General features: G+C 46.4%; 11 protein-coding genes. 10 read left to right on the top strand and 1 reads right to left on the bottom strand.

Translation table 11 applies throughout. The features are described 5' to 3' along the window. Positions 1 to 44: 44 nt before the first annotated feature. The gene (locus B9A14_RS14150; protein ID WP_084666495.1) at positions 45 to 461 is read right to left on the bottom strand and encodes a MaoC family dehydratase; all 417 of its coding nucleotides are present in this window, start codon (positions 459 to 461) and stop codon (positions 45 to 47) included. Between the two features lie 334 nt (positions 462 to 795). On the opposite strand from B9A14_RS14150, the gene B9A14_RS18055 reads away from it, so the two are divergent. The 10 genes from B9A14_RS18055 (at position 796) to B9A14_RS14100 (ending at position 15,476) form a co-directional block, all read left to right on the top strand. Further along, positions 796 to 2,532 carry a sigma 54-interacting transcriptional regulator gene (locus B9A14_RS18055; protein ID WP_084666494.1) on the top strand — a complete coding sequence of 579 codons (1,737 nt, stop codon included), beginning with the start codon at positions 796 to 798 and terminating at the stop codon, positions 2,530 to 2,532. Between the two features lie 456 nt (positions 2,533 to 2,988). Then, complete coding sequence (locus tag B9A14_RS14140; RefSeq protein ID WP_084667170.1) at positions 2,989 to 4,371, top strand: GntP family permease; 1,383 nt, start codon at positions 2,989 to 2,991, stop codon at positions 4,369 to 4,371. A 119-nt stretch (positions 4,372 to 4,490) separates the two neighbouring features. Then, positions 4,491 to 6,041 carry an acyl CoA:acetate/3-ketoacid CoA transferase gene (locus B9A14_RS14135; RefSeq protein WP_084666493.1) on the top strand — a complete coding sequence of 517 codons (1,551 nt, stop codon included), beginning with the start codon at positions 4,491 to 4,493 and terminating at the stop codon, positions 6,039 to 6,041. A gap of 187 nt (positions 6,042 to 6,228) precedes the next feature. After that, on the top strand, positions 6,229 to 7,413 hold the full coding sequence (locus B9A14_RS14130; protein WP_084666492.1) for an acetyl-CoA C-acetyltransferase: 1,185 nt from the start codon (positions 6,229 to 6,231) through the stop codon (positions 7,411 to 7,413). A gap of 87 nt (positions 7,414 to 7,500) precedes the next feature. Next, entirely contained in the window at positions 7,501 to 8,241 is a 741-nt protein-coding gene (fabG, locus tag B9A14_RS14125) for a 3-oxoacyl-ACP reductase FabG (protein WP_084666491.1), read from the top strand. Positions 8,242 to 8,263: 22 nt separating this feature from the next. Further along, entirely contained in the window at positions 8,264 to 9,115 is an 852-nt protein-coding gene (locus tag B9A14_RS14120; protein ID WP_084666490.1) for a 3-hydroxyacyl-CoA dehydrogenase family protein, read from the top strand. Between the two features lie 77 nt (positions 9,116 to 9,192). After that, the gene (locus B9A14_RS14115; protein ID WP_197686523.1) at positions 9,193 to 9,834 is read left to right on the top strand and encodes a flavodoxin family protein; all 642 of its coding nucleotides are present in this window, start codon (positions 9,193 to 9,195) and stop codon (positions 9,832 to 9,834) included. A gap of 65 nt (positions 9,835 to 9,899) precedes the next feature. Next, complete coding sequence (locus B9A14_RS14110) at positions 9,900 to 10,706, top strand: alpha/beta fold hydrolase (RefSeq protein ID WP_084666489.1); 807 nt, start codon at positions 9,900 to 9,902, stop codon at positions 10,704 to 10,706. A gap of 171 nt (positions 10,707 to 10,877) precedes the next feature. Continuing rightward, a complete protein-coding gene (locus B9A14_RS14105; RefSeq protein WP_084666488.1) occupies positions 10,878 to 12,104 on the top strand; it encodes a substrate-binding domain-containing protein in 1,227 nt (408 codons plus the stop codon). Between the two features lie 156 nt (positions 12,105 to 12,260). After that, positions 12,261 to 15,476 carry an AfsR/SARP family transcriptional regulator gene (locus tag B9A14_RS14100; RefSeq protein ID WP_084666487.1) on the top strand — a complete coding sequence of 1,072 codons (3,216 nt, stop codon included), beginning with the start codon at positions 12,261 to 12,263 and terminating at the stop codon, positions 15,474 to 15,476. The last annotated feature ends 3 nt before the right edge of the window (positions 15,477 to 15,479 follow it).

The following is a 15,479-nucleotide window of genomic DNA, read 5'->3' as shown; positions in this document are numbered from 1 at the left end:
TCTTCTCCTTTCTTTAACCTGTTGATTAGTAATTGAGTACACATTCACGAATCTAGTTTTTTAATAACTGCTTCTCCCTTTAGAACCGTGTCCCCTTTTTGGTTAAAGGCTATGGTTCTTAGGCGCAAAATTTTTTTCTCTGGCTTCTTTTCCATTACTTCGACTTCTGCCGTTATAGTATCACCTATCCGCACCGGAGCAGTAAACTCAAGCTCTTGTTTAAGATAAACACTGTTGGGGCCGGGGAGCTTGGTGCCCAACACGGCGGAAATAAGTCCAGCAGTTAGAAGGCCGTGGGCGATCCTCTCCTTGAAGATAGTTTTTTTGGCGAATTCTGCGTCAACGTGGACGGGGTTAAAATCGCCGGTGATACCAGCAAAAGCGTAAATGTCGGCCTCGGTAATAGTTTTGCTAAGGCTAGCTTTTTGACCGATTTGGATTTCATCGAATCTGTAGGCCATAGTTGCATTTCCCCCTTGTTGATAGGCGTGGGTCTTTTTATTTCCAGGCTATAAGCAAGATTCGTGCCAGAGGTAGAGCGTAACTATTTAAAAAATATAACCTTACAAGTTACCTTTGGGTTACAGAAGTATAAGAGACTTACTCGATAGAGGAAATTTGACTAGGGTAACTATGTAGGATAAACGGTTAATCGAACAATGACTTAAGCTGGGGTCTTATGTAGAAGATACAAAGGATTGTAGAGTACTTGAAGGATTGACGTTAATAAAAAGCAAATAGTACTTTAATAACAGAAACGTATTTATATAGCTTTTTTAAGGAGCTGAGAGACCGATGCCTATACCCCAATCTTTTCTCAAGCTTCTATGGGAAACCTTGGAGGATCCCGTATTACTGACGGATAGTTCACTGCAAGTTATTAATACCAATCCAGCTGCAAGAAACTTTTTAGGCGCTTCAGTTATTGGCTCCTCATTAAGCGAACTTTTTGGTAAAGTTCCTTTCTGGGTAGAACTCGTTGGCCTTCTTGAGCGAGGCGGTCAAAAAGAAGGAGAGATAAGTATCGGTGACCGGGACTTTTTGTGTCGTGCTGTGACGCTAAAGAAAGGGGGCATGAACGAGGGACTTTTGTTATTGTTACGAGAAATAACCGAGTTAAGAAGAATGACCAAGAAGCTTGAACTTACTGAAAGGTGGAGGAATATTTTGTATACTATTTTAGATACCGCCTATGAAGGGATAGTGGTAGTTGATGAGAACGGTTATATCACTATGTTTAACCAAGCCTATGCAGACTTTTTAGGTGTTAGACCTGAAGAGATGATCGGTAAACATGTTCAAGAAGTCATTGAAAACACTAGAATGCATATTGTTATCAAGACAGGGAAGCCGGAATTCCGTCAAGTACAACGCATCAAAGGACATAATATGATTTGCGATCGTATCCCTATATGGGAAGGGGATAAAATTATAGGCGCTGTGGGTAAAGTATTATTCCGTGATATCTCTGAAGTTGATGAACTGGCAGAACAGGTCCGGAGGTTAAAGAAAGAACTTGAATACTATAAAGGACAACTCCGGCGGCATTACCAGCAAGCTAGATATTCACTTGAAGATATTATAGGCCAAAGTCGAGTAATAAGAGAGTTAAAAGAGATGGTAAATAAAGTGGCCTCAACTTCTTCAACAGTGTTATTAAAAGGAGAAAGTGGTACGGGGAAGGAGTTATTTGCCCATGCTATCCATAATGCCTCGCCCCGCTATCGTGGCCCTTTTATAAAGGTTAACTGTGCAGCCATCCCGGAAAACCTGTTAGAATCTGAACTTTTCGGTTACGAAGAAGGCGCTTTTACAGGGGCTAAAAAGGGAGGTAAACCTGGTAAGTTCGAACTGGCCAATGGCGGTACTATATTTTTAGATGAGATAGGGGATATGCCCTTAAACATGCAGGCTAAACTCCTAAGAGTTCTTCAAGAAAAAGAAATAGAGCATGTGGGCGGCAATCGGCCGGTCAAGATCGATGTTCGTGTTATTGCAGCCACTAATCGAGATCTGGAAGCCTTGATAAGGGAGGGAAGGTTTAGAAGTGATCTTTTTTACCGACTGAATGTAGTGACTTTCGAAATACCTCCTTTAAGACAGCGTAAAGAAGATATTCCTTTACTTGTGGAGCATTTTTTGGATAAATTAGGAAGAACTTTAGGTTGTGGAAGGAAGAAAATTACCCCTGCAGCCTTAGAAGTCTTACTCCAGCACAATTGGCCGGGAAACGTTAGAGAACTAGAAAACGTATTGGAGCGAGCGCTCAACGTAGTAGATGGACCGGAGATCTTGCCCCACCATTTGCCACCTTACCTTACAGAAACAAGAACTTTTAACTCAAGGCCTTTGCGCCCTTTAAAAGAAACGTTAGCTAGAGTGGAAAAAGAGCTACTGGAGGAGGCATTGAGATACACTAAAGGAAACTGTCTATTGGCAGCACATCTTTTAGGATTAAGCAAATCTACTTTTTATGAAAAAGTAGCTCGCTACGGTTTGCGAGAGAGTGCATTCCGGGAATACGGAAATTAGTCCAGATTTCCGGAAAATCAACAGATATAGTTGAGGGATAAAGATTGGTGGATTCGGTAAAAGGTTTATTCCGGGATTCCGGAATACTATCTTCATCATATATACAAAATTTGGCTGTACTATGATTTACCTGCTTTAATCCCTCTAGACAACTATTTATGAAAAAGTAAAGTAATGTTAGGATTTTTTCTGCTAATTTCTTCCTTAATATCTTTGCTTGTTAGGATGGCGTGCTTGGCACGGAAATTGCATTAACAATAAAGTAGCACGGACATCAGATATATTCCTGTTCCCCTTAAAGCAAAGAAGAGTTTTTTGTCTAAAGTGAGAGCAAAAGATTACAAAGGAGGTGGAGAAAGAAGGGAGATTACTATGCTGGAAGATATGTCATATGAAGCTGAGAAATAAGAAAAGAGCCAAAAGCATACCCAAAAGGAGGAGGAAAAAGTGGAATTTATTAGTATTTTATTCATTCTCATAAGTCTTGGTCTATTAATGTTTTTTGCCTACCGTGGCTGGTCGGTTATCCTCATGGCTCCCGTTTTTGCTTTGCTAGCAGCTATAGCAAGCGGGTTGCATGCACTACCCACCTATACTGAATTGTTCATGCCTAAGATGGTCACTTATATCAAAAACTTCTTCCCCATATTCATGTTAGGTGCTGTTTTTGGCAAGGTAATGGAAGATTCGGGAGCAGCACGTTCTATAGCTCACTGGGTAGTACGGTCCTTGGGTAAAGAACGGGCCATCATATCTGTAGTATTGGCGTGTGCCATCTTAACCTATGGGGGAGTAAGCCTATTTGTGGTAGCCTTCGCTGTATATCCCTTTGCTGCGGCTTTATTTAAAGAAGCAGGAATACCTAAACGGCTGATACCCGGTTGCATTGCTCTAGGCTCTTTTACCTTTACTATGGTAGCCGTACCTGGTACTCCCCAGATACAGAACATGATACCCACTCGTTACTTTGGAACGACAGCTTATGCTGCCCCAGTTACGGGTATTTTGTATACTATTATCGTTTTTACCGCTGGCGTAGCTTGGCTAGAGTGGCGCCGCCGTAAAGCTGTGGCAGCGGGTGAAGGCTATGGGCAGCACACCAAGAATGAACCGGAAACACTCGATAACAATAACCTCCCCCCTGTGTGGACATCCCTTCTTCCTATGGTTTTGGTGCTAATACTGAACTTCGTGTTAACCAAGGTCTTTACAGGTCTCAAACCTGACATTATGAAGCCTTTCCAGGGAGCAAGCTCCATAGCTCAGGTGGCCCCTACTTGGGCCTTGCTGACCGCCCTAGTGATAGGGATTATAACGGCTATAACCTTAAATTGGCGTACTATGAAAGATAAATATGTTAACAGTTTGAACCAAGGTACTCTAGGATCTTTGCTGGCCATAATGAACACAGCCTCCGAAGTAGGTTATGGAAATACCATAGCTGCTCTTATGGGTTTTAAAGCCATAGCCAACGCTCTGATGTCTATTAAGGTAGGAGGATTACCCCTTGTTTCAGAGGCCATAACCGTTAATGTCTTGGCTGGAATAACCGGTTCAGCTTCAGGAGGTATGAGTATAGCTTTAGAAACCATGGGTAAGCAGTATTTGGATTGGGCTTTAAACGTCGGGCTTAATCCACAGCTTTTACACCGAATAGCCGCTATGGCTTCTAGCGGTTTTGATACGTTACCTCACAATGGTGCAGTAATCACTTTACTGGCTATCTGCGGTTTAACCCACCGGGACTCTTATTTAGACATTTTCATGGTAGCTACCATTATTACCTTTGCCACGGGGTTCCTTCTAGCCCTTTTGGCCCCGGTTATAGGCTTTGTATAAGTTGGACACAGCTGCGAAATAGCTGGCTAAGTTCTGGAGCTTGTTTCATAGAGACTCGGGGACACCTGAAAGGTGTCCCCGGAATAGAATCCTGTTTATGTGAGGGAGGTTTTATGTAGATGGCGCCTAAGTTCTTATCTGCAGAAGAAGCAGTAAAGTTAGTACAAGACGGAGATACTTTGGCTATTAATGGATTTGTAGGAAACGGGCACCCCGAAGAGCTCACTTCCGCCCTGGAGAAGCGATATTTGAACACGGGTCGTCCACAAAAATTAACCTTAGTCTATGCAGCAGGGCAAGGAGATGGACAGGAGCGGGGTATGAATCACTTAGCCCACGAGGGATTACTGAAAAGAGTCATCGGCGGCCACTGGAATCTAGCTCCTAAGCTTGGCCGGCTTGCAGTAGAGAACAAAATTGAAGCATACAATTTTCCTCAGGGAGTAATATCTCAGCTATTTCGGGAAATAGCGGCCAAGAGGCCAGGAGTTATTACACATGTAGGTCTGAAAACCTTCGTGGATCCCCGGCTGGAAGGCGGTAAATTAAATAACATTACATCTGAAGATTTGGTAGAACTTGTCACTATTGGTGGACGAGAAAGGCTTTTTTACAAGGCTTTTCCTATCAATATTGCTTTTATCCGGGGTACCACAGCTGACGAAAAAGGCAATATCAGTATGGAAAAAGAGGCTGTTTGGTTAGAAGCCTTGGCCATTGCCCAAGCTACCCGGAACTCCGGCGGTAAGGTTATTGTACAAGTGGAGCGGATAGTCCAGGCTGGCACGTTAGATCCCAAGTTAGTTAAGATTCCCAGCATCTTAGTGGACGTAGTAGTGGTAGCGCGGCCAGAAAATCACCATCAGACCTTTGCTGAACCCTATAATCCTGCCTATAGTGGTGAAATTAAAATACCCTTGACCCAGTTACCCCCTATACCCATGGACGAACGTAAAATAATTGCCCGGCGGGCCTTATTCGAGCTATATCAAGGTGCTATTGTAAACTTAGGCATCGGTATTCCCGAGGCCATCGCTGCCGTAGCAGCAGAAGAAGGAATTAGCGATTATATGACTTTGACCATAGAGTCTGGACCTATAGGAGGCGTCCCGGCAGGGGGATTAAGTTTCGGGGCTTCGGTTAATCCAGAATGTATTATCGACCAGCCTTCTCAGTTTGATTTCTATGACGGCGGAGGCCTCGATTTAGCTTATCTAGGTATGGCCCAGATGGATGGAGAAGGGAATGTAAACGTTTCTAAATTCGGTCCGCGCATTGCGGGTGCAGGAGGGTTTATAAATATAAGCCAAAACGCCAAAAAAGTTATCTTTTGCGGCACTTTTACTGCAGGAGGGTTAGAAATTAGTACCGGAGACGGCCGCCTGCATATACGGAACGAAGGAAAGTTTCAGAAGCTAGTACCTAAGGTGGAGCAAGTTACGTTCAGTGGGGAATACGCGCGGGAACAGGGCCAGGCTGTCCTATATATTACGGAGCGGGCTGTTTTCGAGTTAAGGCCAGAGGGGGTTTGTTTAACCGAAATTGCACCGGGGATTGATTTGGAAAAGGATATTCTTGATAAGATGGGTTTTGTTCCTAAGGTGGCTCAGGATTTAAAAACCATGGATGAGCGCATTTTCATAGATAAACCTATGGGTATTAAGGGTTAATTTATTCTGAGTTTTTTTCAATCATCCCGCCTTTGTAAAGATGTCGTAACCCACCTGTAACCCCAGAAGGCTAGATTTATGTAATAAAAGCTTTAAAAGGAGGGGAAGTAACTCTAAGATTTATTTTAGCTTAAGAGTAAAAAGAAAGATACCACTACCACAAAACAAGCAAAGAAAGGATGGGATTATGACCGAAGTAGTTATTGTCAGCGCTGTTCGCACAGCCATAGGCAGCTTTGGAGGTACTTTAAAGGATATTGCGGCAACCGAACTGGGGGCCGTAGTGGTGAAGGAGGCTATACAGCGAGCTGGTATAAGACCGGACCAAGTAGACGAAGTGATCCTGGGTAATGTGCTCCAGGCTGGCCAGGGACAAAACCCGGCCCGGCAGGCAGCCATAAAAGCCGGGCTTCCGGTGGAAATCCCAGCCATGACTATAAATATGGTCTGCGGATCAGGCTTGCGGGCTGTAAACCTAGCTGCTAGCCTTATTGTTAGTGGTGAAGCAGATATAATTGTTGCCGGTGGGATGGAAAGTATGTCTCAGGCACCCTATGCTTTACCGGGTGCCCGCTGGGGCATGAGGATGGGTGATGGCCAAGTAGTAGATATTATGATTAAAGATGGTCTCTGGGACGTCTTTAATGACTACCACATGGGGATCACCGCCGAAAACTTGGCCGAAAAATATAATATAAGCCGGGAAGAACAAGATCTTTTTGCCCTGGAAAGCCAGAAACGGGCGGAAAAGGCCATAAAAGAAGGCCGTTTCCGGGAAGAGATCGTGCCTGTAGTAGTTCCCCAGAAAAAGGGAGAACCTATTATATTTGCACAGGATGAACATCCCCGCTTCGGCACCACCCTAGAGGCTTTGGCCAAGCTTCGGCCAGCCTTCAAGAAGGATGGAACTGTCACTGCAGGCAATGCCTCAGGGATAAACGACGGGGCAGCAGCTTTAGTTTTAACTTCTGCTTGGAAGGCCGAAAGCCTGGGCCTTAAGCCATTAGCTGTGCTCCGCAGCTGGGCTACAGCCGGAGTAGAGCCAAGCATTATGGGCATCGGTCCAGTAGAAGCTACCCGCAAAGCCTTAAAACGGGCAGGGTTGACTTTAGCTGACATAGATTTAATTGAGGCCAACGAAGCCTTCGCTGCTCAATGCCTGGCCGTAGCTAAAGAATTAGAATTGGATTTAAACAAGACTAATGTGAACGGTGGAGCCATAGCTTTAGGGCATCCCATAGGCGCTAGCGGTGCCCGCATTCTAGTAACCCTCCTCTATGAAATGCAAAGGAGGGATAGCCGATACGGCTTAGCTACTTTATGCGTAGGTGGGGGTATGGGGGTGGCCACTATAGTGGAGCGGGCAGGATAAGGATTCCCTGCCAGGGTTTTAGCCTCCTTTTCGAAGATAATTATTGACGATCTTATGGATAATTCTTTAAGAAGGGAGAGGTAACTTATGCGCCTTAAGGATAAAGTAGCTATAATTACTGGCGGAGCTAAAGGGATCGGAAAAGAGACAGCTTTGCTCTTTGCTCGTGAAGGAGCCAAAGTAGTTATCTGTGATTTTGACGAAGAAGCGGGTCATAATACGCTAGAGGAGCTTAAAGCTATAGGAGCAGCAGCCCTTTTCTTTAAAGTCGACGTGACTGACCGGGCCAGTGTACAAGCCATGGTAGAGGCCACCAAAAAGGAGTTCGGCCGCATTGACATATTAATCAATAATGCAGGGATAACATCCGATGCCCTGCTCACCAAAATGACGGAAGAACAATGGGACAAAGTTATAGCTGTAAACTTGAAGGGCGTTTTCAACTGCACCCAAGCGGTGGCGCCTATTATGCTGGAACAGGGTTCTGGCGTCATCCTAAACGCTTCTTCAGTAGTGGGTGTCTACGGTAATATTGGCCAGACTAACTATGCAGCTACTAAAGCTGGTGTAATTGGCATGACCAAATCTTGGGCCAAGGAACTGGGTAGGAAAGGTATAAGGGTAAATGCGGTGGCCCCTGGCTTTATCCTAACGGATATGACGGCTAAAGTACCTCAGAAGATATTAGATATGATGAAAGAAAAGACGCCTTTGGGCCGTTTGGGCTTACCCCAGGATGTAGCTGCGGCTTATCTTTTCTTGGCTTCAGATGAGGCTTCTTACATTAACGGGCAAGTGTTGGGTGTAGATGGTGGGTTGATGATTTAAATATGGGGAGGTTACAGCGATAATGGAAAAGCGGCATGTCGCTGTGGTGGGTGCAGGGACCATGGGCAGCGGTATTGCCCAGGTCCTTGCCCAATCGGGCTTTAGGGTAACCCTATTGGATACTAGTCAAGAACTAGCCGAAAAGGGATACAACACAATAAAGCATAACCTGGAGAAAATGGTAGACAAGGGGAAACTTAAAAAAGATGAAGCTACAGAGGCTTTAGCCCGTATCCGGTGCGGGGAAGATCTCAATTTAGCTACAGAAGCTGAAATAGTAATAGAAGCTATTTTTGAAAAAATAGAAGCCAAACAAGAGCTTTTCCGTAAGTTAGATGAAATTTGCCCGCCAGGAGTTATTCTGGCTTCCAATACCTCTTCCCTGAGCATCACTGAAATGGGGGCGGTGACCAGGCGACCTGAATTAGTAATAGGAATGCACTTCTTCAATCCGGTTCCGGTTATGGGGTTAGTGGAAGTCGTACGTGGCCAGAGAACGAGCGAAGTAGCGGTTGAAACCATATGTCAACTGGCTTTGGCTTTAGGTAAAAAGCCCATAGTAATATCAGAAAGCCCTGGATTTGTGGTAAATAGGCTTTTAATCCCCATGATCAATGAAGCTATTTTCTTACTCCAAGAGGGCGTGGCCAGCGCTTGTAATATCGATACGGCCATGGTGGCAGGAGCCAACCATCCCATGGGCCCCCTAGCCCTGGCAGACTTAATCGGTCTGGATGTCTGCCTGGCCATTATGGAAACCTTGTACCAGGAATTGGGCGAAGATAAGTACCGGCCAGCTCCTTTACTGCGCAAGATGGTGCGGGCTGGTTATCTGGGCCGCAAGACGGGCCGCGGGTTCTATGAATATTCATAGGTAGATCTGGATTTGGATAGGGTTTATTGAGGCATCCTATCAATTATTGGCCTCTCTGAGGAGGTGCTGTACCTACCATGGTGAAAATATTGGCTATAAACGGTAGCCACCGCAAGGGCAAGAATACTTGGTCCCTTCTGGCGGCAGTGTTGGAAGGGGCGAAAGAAATGGGAGCCAGCACTGAACTAATAGAGCTGGTAGACTATAATATAAAACCGTGCCAAGGATGTAATTGTTGCCTCAAAAAGCCCCAATGTTCCATAACAGATGACGACATGGGCTTCCTGGGTAAAAAACTGCTGGAAGCTGACGGTATCGTGTTCGGATCGCCGGTGTACTTCGCCAACGTCAGCGGGCTGATGAAGATTTTTATGGACCGTACGAGATGGCTTTATCTCGCCAAGAACATGCTGAGCGGCAAGGTGGGTGCCGCGGTCACTAATGCAGCGCTGCGGAACGGCGGACAAGAACTGGCCCATATCATACTAGAACGTTTTATTACCATGCACGGCATGATACTCGCCTCTAGCCGGGACCCGGTAGGGCAGGTATATAATGGTGGAGCGATGGGCAGTCTGTTTCAGGCCATGGAGAGGAGTGGCCCTATGCAGTGGAGACGCAGTGTAGAGGAAGATGAAGTGGCCATTAGAGAATGCCATCAGCTAGGCCGTAATGTGGTGAGGTTGGCAGAGCGAGTAACGCCCTTTAGAACGTCCTAGTTCGCGTCAAGTAGCGGCCTTCAAATTATGTATGGAGGGATATAAAAGGGGAAGGAGATACTACAATGCCGTGGCAGGAAGTAAATGGTATAAGAATATATTATGAAGTGTATGGTGCAGGCGAACCGTTGCTTTTGATCGAAGGATTAGGATACGCGTTGTGGATGTGGGAAAAGCAAATTGAAGCCTTTTCTCGGGAATTTCAGGTCATAGCCTTTGACAACCGCGGCGTAGGAAAAAGCGACAAACCGGATGAACCTTATACTATTGAGCTAATGGCCTATGATGCTGGTGAACTTTTGAACAGGCTGGGCATTACTAAGGCTCATATCTTGGGGGTTTCCATGGGAGGCATTATAGCCCAGGCTCTGGCTCTGCTCTATCCTAAACTCGTTCACACTCTGGTTCTTGTGTGTACTACCTTCGGTGGCCCTCATGCGGTTCCTGTTCCGAAAGAAACAGTAGAAGCGATGTTAAACAAGAGGAAGTTGCCAGCCAGGGAAGCGCTTAAAGAAGCTATGAGATACGCTTTCGGCCAAGAATTCCTATCCCGGAATCCAGGAGAATTGGATAGGCTAGTTGAACAGCGATTATCGGATCCTTTACCCCGATACGCGTGGATGAGGCAATGGGAAGCTATATTAAAAGTAGATTTAGGAGAGAAAGTAAGAAATATTAAGGCGCCTACCCTCATACTAACTGGCGACGACGATCGGGTAATACCTGCTCAGAATTCAAAGTTATTGCACGAGAGGATAGAAGGCTCCTTGCTGGAAATATTTCCCGGCGGAGGGCACTTGTTTTTTATGGAGCAGGCCGCACCCTTCAATAACCGGGTTCTTACCTTCTTGAAAGGACACCCTATGGGATAAAGGCGATATGGTAACTGCTTTGCAACTTCAAAATTTTAAAATGCTATTAGAGGAATGCCTACCAATATGTATCCACAGCTTGCGCGTAGGGGGTGAAAGGGGTTTAAAAAATTAACTTAGAACAAGATAATTTTTGAATACTTTTGTTTATCTTAAGGAGGGATGGTTAATTTGAAGCGGAGAAGCGCTGTTATTGTAGCACTTTGTCTGTTACTCTCTTTGTTTATAGTTGCTTGTAGCAGCAAGGATAACAAAAGTAAGACTGGGGCCGAGGAGAAAAAAACGCCCATCAAAATAGGCATTCTAGCCTCTCTGAGCGGTGCCTTGGAAAGCTACGGCAAGGACACGGTTACCGGGTTTGAACTGGGACTGGAGTATGCTACCAAGGGCACAAAGGAAGTGGCCGGCCGACGCATAGAAGTAATAGCGGAGGATACGACCACTAAGCCGGACGTGGCCAAACAAAAAGCTCTTAAACTCCTGGAGCAGGATAAAGTGGACATACTGGTAGGGTGTAGTAGCTCGGCCGATGCCCTAGCTGTGCTACCCTTGGCCCAGGAGTACAAGCGCATTATGGTGGTAGAACCCGCAGTAGCGGATAGCATCACCGGTGCCCAGTGGAACAAATATATTTTCCGGACGGCCAGGAATTCTTCTCAGGATGCCTTGGCTGTAGCGTCAGCCATAGCTTCCGCTAAACCCGGTGCTACAGTGGCCATATTGGCACAGGATTATTCCTTTGGCCGAGAGGGAGCTGCGGCCTTCGTAAAACTTGGAGAGCCTAAGGGTCTAAAGGTTATATTGCAGGAATTTGCTCCTATGAATGCCACAGATTTTACAGCGCATATTCAGCGGATCATCAACGCGAAACCGGATTATCTTTTTGTAATCTGGGCTGGAAGCGCCAATACTCCCTGGAAACAGATACAGGACATGAAGGTTGCTGAAAAGGGTATTAGAATCATTACAGGTACCCCGGAAATTGCTGCTATGAAAGCTATGTGGGGCATGGTGGGACAGGAAGGCTATTCTGTATACTATCACGGCCTGCCCAAGAATCCTGTTAACGATTGGTTAGTAGAGGAACATAAGAAGCGATATAACAGGCCGCCAGATCTCTTTACTCCTGGAGGTTTTGCGGCTGCGGTGGCCATTGTACGAGCCTTAGAAAAAACGGGTGGCGATACTAACGCTGAAAAGCTAATAGAAGTAATGGAAGGAATGAGCTTCGAGACACCCAAAGGCACCATGACCTTCCGCAAAGAAGACCATCAAGCCCTGCAAACCCTCTATCACATCAGATTTGAGAAAAAAGAAGGATTCGATTACCCGGTACCGGTACTAATAAGGGAAATCAAACCCGAAGAAACTGCACCTCCTATCATGAACAAACGCTAAGCTGCGGGTAAAATTCGAGCAGCTTGGGCCCCGGCCTGTGATAATGGGCGGGGCCTCTTTTTGTAACTGATATGCAATCTTTTTTATGTTAAAATTAAAATTAAAGTTCCTCTTAAAAAATGGGTTGTATTGGACCCTAGCAAGGGGGTCGAAACTTTGTTCAGGCCGCTGGCCTTGATAGAGAGCAAGTTGGCTCTCCCCAAACCAGAGGCAGACACCTGGCTCAGGCCCGCACTAAAAGCCAAGCTCGATAAATTAATGGATTATGCGGTGACTATTGTTTGTGCGGGTGCTGGGTACGGTAAGACGACTGCTGTGGCCCAGGTTGTTACTAAAAAACAATTGCCTTGCGCATGGTACAGCCCGGGTCCGGAAGATGCTAGCCTTTTTACTTTTGCTAGTTACCTGGCCCGGGCCCTGGATAGTCTTTTGACGGGCACGGGAGAAAACATTGGCACGCAGCTTGCTAAGCTGGACGGCATAAGCTGGGAGAGGGTATTGGAGGCTTTTTTAGCTTCGCTTAATAAGCAGGAAAGGGAACCGGCTATTCTGGTCGTGGACGACTGGCATCTAGTAGGGAAAGAGAAAGACATCGCCATGTTTTTCGACCGCTTCTTGGCCGGTAAGCCCGGCTGGCTTAAGGTAGCTTTGCTTTCCAGAGAACGGGTCAATCTACCAGAGGTATGTCGCTTGGGAACTAAAGGAGAGAGGTTGGTAATTGAAGAGAAAGACCTGGCTTTAGAAGTAAATGAGGTGAGTGAATATTTAGCCAGAACTTATCGTGGTCGTTTTAGCCGGGAAGAAGTACAGGCTATTTATGACTACAGCGAAGGGTGGTTTATGGCTGTAAGACTAATCGGCAGGATCCTGAATGAAGTCCCGCAAGCCCTGGCCCGGCGAGCTATATTATACGATAATCTGGAGGATTTATTTGAGTTTCTAGCCCTTGATGTCTTGAGGCAGCAGTCCCCTGCTTTAGAAATGTTCCTGCTCCGGTCCTCCATACTAAACGATCTAAGTATCCCGGCCTGTAGGGCTTTAATGGGGGACGATTTTACACCGGCGCTTCTTTATGAGGCTCTGGAAAAAGGGTTATTCCTCACCGATTTAGGCGAGGGACACTTCCGATATCACAACCTTTTTAGAGACTTTTTAAGGCGCGAAGCTCGCAAAAGATTGCCAGATTGGGAGGTTTTACATTGCCGCGCAGGCTATTTTTACCTTAATGAAGGACAATATGAAGAAGCTCTTCATTACCTGTTTGCAGGCAGGCAATGGGCTGATGCCGCTGAGTTATTGTCTCGTTTAAGCCGCGAGTTAATTTTTAGTGGCCGGGGTAAACACCTGCGACATTATATTAAACAGTTACCTCTTGAATACCAAGAAAGGGCGGACTTTTTAGTGGCTTTAGGTGATGCTGAGAGATTGGCCTCTAACTATCAGGCGGCTTTGGAGCTTTACTATCGGGCGGCGGAAAAGTACTCTGCGGCAGGTGACAGGGTTGGGCAGAGCAGGGCTTGGAAAGGAGTGGCGGAAGTCTATATTGATACCATTCAACCGTCTCTAGCAGAAGAATATTTGCGCCGGGCCTACAAAATGTTGGGTGAAGAACACAATGAAGAGAAGGCCGAGATTCTGAATCTTATGGCGGAGAATATGGTCAACCAGGGCAAGCCGCGCCATGCTAGCCGTTATAAAAAGCTGGCTAACGAGATGCTGCATCTGGCTAGTAGAGGAAATTTTGAGGCCAGGTTGCTTCTGCGTACAGGAAGATTGCAGGCGGCAATCCAATTACTAGAAAATAATGCTCATTTAGAAAAGGGGAAGTACCACCCCCCCTTTTCCTTCCGGGAAACCCCTTTGGTACTTTCCTTATGTTATTCCCTGATAGGGGAAGGAGAAAAGGCTGAGGTTGCCGCTAAGGAAGGTATAGAAGCGGGACGGAGGTTAAATTCTCCCTTCACAGAAGCCATTGGTTATGTGCGATTGGGACATGCATTTCTGGTTCAAGGGCGTTCCCCTGCCAGTTGCTGGGAGGCTTACAGGCGCGCTTTAGAACTAAACGATAAACTTGGTGTTATCCGTGGCCGTACAGAAGTGTTGATGGGCCAGTGCCTTACCTACAGCCTGGAAGGGGACTGGTTATCAGCCCAGCGATGCGGGTTGGAAGGGATACGGGTAGCAGAGCAGGTGCGGGACAGATGGTTTGCCGCCATGCTCTATCATTGCCTGGGTATGGCCGGTGCATGCTGCGGGGAATTGAAAAAGGCCAAGGAATACTTAAAAACAGCCAAAAAACTTTTTACCCTTTGCGGGGATAGCTTTGGCAAAACTGTTTCCGCGTGGTGGCTCTCCTATATTGCCTTAAAGGAAGGGCGGGAAGAGGAGTTTCGCGAAAATGTGTCCGAGCTCTTAGAGTTATGCGAAACCCGGGGATACGATTTTTTGCTGCACCGGGGCAGCCTTTTGGGAGCCCGAGACGGCAGGGCTTCTGTGCCGCTACTTTGTGCGGCCAAGGAGCAAGGAATACGCCTTTCCTATGTAAATTGGCAGCTGGATAAACTGGGCGCCAGGGATAGCCTTCCGGTCATAGGCTATACCTTGCGCATCCAAACTCTGGGGCAGTTTCGCGTGTGGCGCGGAACGGAAGAAATTAGCCCTCAGGAATGGCGCCGAGAAAGCGCCAGGAGACTCTTTCAATTACTACTAACCAAGAGGCGTGTCCTATTGCATAAAGAGGAGATTATGTGTTACCTGTGGCCGGATGCCGATCCGGAGGCGGCCTCCCGCGACTTCAAAGTGGCTCTTAATAGCTTGCTCAATGTACTGGAGCCCAGCAGGCAGCCCAGAAGTCCGTCATTTTTTATCCAGAGGCAGGGTTCCGCTTATTATTTTAACTTAGCTTCCGGTTTCTGGCTTGACGCAGAAGAATTTGAAACTTCCGTTACTAGGGCGGAAGAGATAGCGGAGGAGCGACCGGAAGAAGCGGAGGTATTGCTGAGGCGGGCCTTAGAACTGTATCAGGGTGATTACTTACAGGGGATAAACCTGGAAGAGTGGTGCCTGGAGGAACGGGAGCGACTGGCAGTGGTTTATATACGAGGAGCAGAGCTTTTGGCGAGGTTACTGGCGCGCAGGGGAGAATACAAAGAGTGCATTGAATGGGCTGACAGGATTTTAGAGAAGGATAAATGCTGGGAAGAGGCCTATCGCCTTAAAATGTACTGTTATAGTAAACTGGGCCATGGGTCTATGGTGGTGAAGGTGTATGAAAGATGCCAGGAGGTTTTAAGAAAAGAATTAGGTGTATCGCCCTCCCTCAAAACAGTTAAGCTGTATAAAAAATTGACCCAGAATTTTATAGCCGTTTAAATG

Source organism: Thermanaeromonas toyohensis ToBE, assembly GCF_900176005.1.
Lineage (GTDB): Bacteria > Bacillota > DSM-521 > Neomoorellales > Neomoorellaceae > Thermanaeromonas > Thermanaeromonas toyohensis.
Note: the sequence above shows the minus strand (reverse complement) of the source record. Positions and strands in the feature narration are given on the sequence as shown.

Bases quoted from the DNA above. Each gene is read 5' to 3' on its own strand.
- B9A14_RS14150 (WP_084666495.1), bottom strand. From the start codon at position 461: ATGGCCTACAGATTCGATGAAATCCAAATCGGTCAAAAAGCTAGCCTT.
- B9A14_RS18055 (WP_084666494.1), top strand. From the start codon at position 796: ATGCCTATACCCCAATCTTTTCTCAAGCTTCTATGGGAAACCTTGGAG.
- B9A14_RS14135 (WP_084666493.1), top strand. From the start codon at position 4,491: ATGGCGCCTAAGTTCTTATCTGCAGAAGAAGCAGTAAAGTTAGTACAA.
- B9A14_RS14130 (WP_084666492.1), top strand. From the start codon at position 6,229: ATGACCGAAGTAGTTATTGTCAGCGCTGTTCGCACAGCCATAGGCAGC.
- fabG (WP_084666491.1), top strand. From the start codon at position 7,501: ATGCGCCTTAAGGATAAAGTAGCTATAATTACTGGCGGAGCTAAAGGG.
- B9A14_RS14120 (WP_084666490.1), top strand. From the start codon at position 8,264: ATGGAAAAGCGGCATGTCGCTGTGGTGGGTGCAGGGACCATGGGCAGC.
- B9A14_RS14115 (WP_197686523.1), top strand. From the start codon at position 9,193: ATGGTGAAAATATTGGCTATAAACGGTAGCCACCGCAAGGGCAAGAAT.
- B9A14_RS14110 (WP_084666489.1), top strand. From the start codon at position 9,900: ATGCCGTGGCAGGAAGTAAATGGTATAAGAATATATTATGAAGTGTAT.